The sequence below is a fragment of the Glutamicibacter sp. 363 genome (assembly GCF_052379505.1).
Taxonomy (GTDB): domain Bacteria; phylum Actinomycetota; class Actinomycetes; order Actinomycetales; family Micrococcaceae; genus Glutamicibacter.
Genome location: NZ_JBQSYR010000065.1, coordinates 1 through 2,525, shown reverse-complemented (window position 1 = coordinate 2,525; position 2,525 = coordinate 1). Strand labels below are relative to the sequence as shown.

Genomic DNA, 2,525 nt, shown 5'->3' with positions numbered 1-2,525 from the left:
TCAGGGTTCTGGACATCGGCTAAAAAATAAACTCAACACTCAGCAATGATTCTTCACCCGATACCGCAACACCCGGTCCGTCCCCGGATACCGGGTCCGTGTCTCAGAGAGCCGTTCACACATTTCACCCAACGCCACCGTTTCCCGCCGGGTAGGTAACGGATCCAAGGCGACGTCCAAAAAGCCGTCGGTTCGTGGGTCCAAATCCCCACTACCGGTCAACGCTTGACGCACGAACTCATTCGCGTCCTTGAACACAGATTTCAACCCGGTGTGTGAGCGAATGTCAGCGACCATGGCCATGGACGCATTGAATGCGGACATCCGCACCGCATGAAGCAACTGCTTATGCTCTGTTTCCAACACCAGTTGTCCCGGATTTACTTCGCCTAACGGCAGCCGGGCACCGATCTTCTCCCACTTCTTTGTAGCCTTGTGCAGTGCTTGTTCCGCTTTGATCACCGGCGCGTTAATCTGATTAACCTCAGCGTTACTGACCACCCGGGTTTCCCCTGGTTCCGGAGTGTTCAACCGCAACATCTGTGCGTCAGCGACGCTGCTCAGCGTGCTCACCACTGCTGCTGCCGCATCTCGTGCTTGCTTCGCTTTCTCTTTCGCCGGGTTCGGCACGCTACGGGTCACGTCATCCACGGTGTGCTGATAGGTGTCGTGGGAGTCCAAAGCAAAGTGCTGGCGGGCGTATCGGAAGTAATTTTCTTGCCGCCAACGCCTGCCGATATGGAAGATCAACTCCCCAGCACTCAACGTAGTATCCGTAGTCAGCAGATGAATCTGTCGGTCGGCTTCCCCGGTACTCTCACGCATTTGCTTGCCGGCAGCAACGATCCGGCTGACCTGCCGCATCCCAAACATCCCGTCCACGGTGACGCCAACGGACGGAACCAGCGCCCCTGTTTCATCCGATGCTTCGCCGGCCGCTTCAGCGTTCTTACGGGCCTTGGCATCCACCTCAACCCCGACGACAGTGTCAGCAGCCTGCTTCCACTCATGATCCTGGCCCCACTGATTAGTGAACCTCGCCTTACGGAATATTCCTGGATCAAGGTCCGGGATACTGCCCTTGCGCCAAGTCAATACGTCAAACCCTTGCTCATACAAATACTCGAACAACGCTGGGGACCAGCCTTCACGGTCAAAGCCAATCAGCACCCGCCTCTGGTCACCCACCAGCGCACGCAACTGAGGAACCAGGCCGCGCAGCTCACCGACCAGATTCTTGGACGGCGCGGCCATCACCATGAACACCGGCGCACCAGACGCGTCAGAAACCCACGTTTCCATGGACGCCGGCACCGGATATTTCAGGCGGGTCGAGTACTGCTTACCGATTTTTTTGGACCCTTGGTAGGAGCGTACGTGCCCGTCCACATACAGCAGCAACCCCAGCGCATCGCCCTCACCTGTTGGTTCCGTGCTGGCGAGGTGGTGTTTTCCTAAGGCAACAAGCAGTTCGACGCCATGGGTTTGGGCGGCGAGTTCCTGATGCTTGCGGCGGATGGTTTTTACTTCCGGGGCACGGTCCAACCCCAGAATCCTGCCCAAATCTGCTGGCTTCAACCGCCTCGCGCCTTCGGCGCGTGGCTCCCCGGCCAAGGTGCGCAGCACCGCTTCAAGGATGGTGGTGTTCAGCCCATAAAATCCAGGCTTCAATGCGCAATACACCTGATGAACACAGGACAGCAGACCGGTGGCTTCCAACGCTGGTAATGCGAGCAGTAGTCCGGCGTAGGGGATCTTCGCGGCTGGAGTGAACACCGGGACCGCTTCGGTCAGGGTTCCGGTGGACGCGGCGAGGCGTTCTTCGGTGCGTGGCGCCGGGGTTGGCAGTATCGGTAGTTCTTCTTGGATTACTTCGGTGAGGTCAGCGGTCCTCAAATCCTGGCCAGGTACTGGTGGTTGGCCAGTGGCGGGGTCCAGCTTCATGGCGCGGCGGACACTGAATTCCGAGACACCGGTTTGCGCGGCAGTTGCCGTCAGAGTCAGGCCGCTGGCGCGTAGCTGTTGAATGCGGGTGATGACCTCTTTGGTGAGTTTGGAGCCGCCTTTCGGTCCACGTTTCTCACTAGTCAACGAGTTCAGGCCGGTGGTGTTCAGCGTGCGGTGCCAGTGCCAAATAGTGTCTTCGATGACGCCGAAGGCGTGGCCTATTTCTGCGGCTGAGGCCGCTTTCATCCGCCACAACGACACAGCTGCTAATCGTTTGGAGGTGTCATCGCCGGTGGTCCAGGAGTGCCAGAGCATTCCGTGGATGAACACTTGCCCGCCGTGATCATCTTCGAGTAAACCTGCCGCGTGTCCGATGGGTGTTGCTTCGGGGCGTGGGTTGAAGGTGAGGAAGGGTTCGGCGTTCATATATGCCATCTTTCCACCTCCACGCCCCGACTAGTATGTTCAGTTAAATTCTATCGAAAGTGGGTGTGAATTAATAGAGGTTTAACGCAAAAGATCCCCGATTTCTCGGGGATCTTTTGTGGGTTCTGTTTGAGCATGTCCAGAACCCTGGG

1 protein-coding gene is annotated in these 2,525 nt (G+C 57.7%); it reads right to left on the bottom strand.

The window, feature by feature from the left end; translation table 11 throughout:
- Positions 1-39: 39 nt before the first annotated feature.
- Complete coding sequence (locus ACT3UA_RS18830) at positions 40-2,382, bottom strand: putative transposase (protein ID WP_141393617.1); 2,343 nt, start codon at positions 2,380-2,382, stop codon at positions 40-42.
- Between the last annotated feature and the right edge of the window lie 143 nt (positions 2,383-2,525).